Here is a 1,266-nt window from a genome sequence, read left to right as displayed (position 1 = left end):
GATGCCCACACCCTCCGACAACAGCGGCAGGACCTCCTCCTCCGCGGCCTGCACCGCGATCATCACGCCGCCCGCCGGGAGCGCCTGCATCAACCGGCCGCGGGCGGCCACCAGTTCACACGCGTCGTCCAGGGACAGCACCCCGGCCACGTGCGCGGCGGCGATCTCACCGATCGAGTGACCGGACACGAAGTCCGGCCGCACACCCCAGCTCTCGACCAGCCGGAACAGCGCCACCTCGACCGCGAAGAGCGCCGGCTGGGCGTACTCCGTCCGGTCCAGCACAGCAGCATCCGACCCGAACAGGACCTCCCTCAGAGGGAGTTCGAGGTGGCCGTCCATGCGGGCACACACGGCGTCCAGCGCGTCCGCGAACGCGGGGTGGGCGTCGTACAGCTCACGCCCCATCCCCAGGCGCTGACTGCCCTGCCCCGTGAACAGGAAGGCCGTAGCGCCTGCGGACATCCGTCCGCTGACGAGTCCCGCGACCTGCTCACCGGCGGCCAGGGCCGTCAGCGCCGCCAGGAACTCCTCGCGCTCCTCCGCGAGGACGACGGCCCGGTGGTCGAGGGCCGAGCGGGAGGTGGCCAGGGAGTAGGCCACGTCCACGGTTTCGAGCGACTCGTCCGAGGAGATGCGGGCCGCCAGGCGCTCGGCCTGGACCTGGAGGGCGGTGCCGGTCTTCGCCGACAGCACCCACGGCAGGAGGGCGGGCCGCTGCCGCGGGGTGTCGGACGGTCCGGTCCCCTCGGGGGCCGCCGGGGCCTGCTCGATGATGGTGTGTGCGTTGGTGCCGCTGAAGCCGAACGAGGAGATGCCGGCCCGGCGCGGGCGGCCGGTCTCCGGCCACGTGCGCCGCTCGGTCAGCAGGGCGATCTCCCCCGCCTCCCAGTCGACGTGCGGGGTCGGCTCGTCGACATGCAGGGTCTGCGGGAGCACCCCGTGCTCCATGGCGAGCACCATCTTGATGACGCCGGCGACGCCGGCGGCGGCCTGCGTGTGCCCGATGTTCGACTTGATCGACCCGAGGTGCAGGGGCCGGTCGGCGGGGCGGTCCTGGCCGTAGGTGGCCAGCAGGGCCTGGGCCTCGATCGGGTCTCCGAGGCGGGTCCCGGTGCCGTGCGCCTCGACCGCGTCGACCTCGGCGGGCGAGAGGCCCGCGTTGGTGAGGGCGGCGCGGATGACGCGCTGCTGGGAGGGGCCGTTCGGGGCGGTGAGGCCGTTGCTGGCACCGTCCTGGTTGATCGCGGAGCCGCGGACGAGCGC

The 1,266-nt window shown here is 73.7% G+C and carries 1 protein-coding gene; it reads right to left on the bottom strand.

The genetic code is table 11. From position 1 onward, the window contains the following. Positions 1–1,266 (bottom strand): type I polyketide synthase (locus IF43_RS0135520; RefSeq protein ID WP_030211133.1); only part of this gene is annotated, 1,266 nt, incomplete at both ends.

It is taken from the genome of Streptomyces sp. NRRL S-87 (assembly GCF_000719335.1).
Lineage (GTDB): Bacteria > Actinomycetota > Actinomycetes > Streptomycetales > Streptomycetaceae > Streptomyces.
The sequence above is the reverse complement of the archived record's forward strand: the minus strand, read 5'-3'. Positions and strand labels throughout refer to the sequence as shown.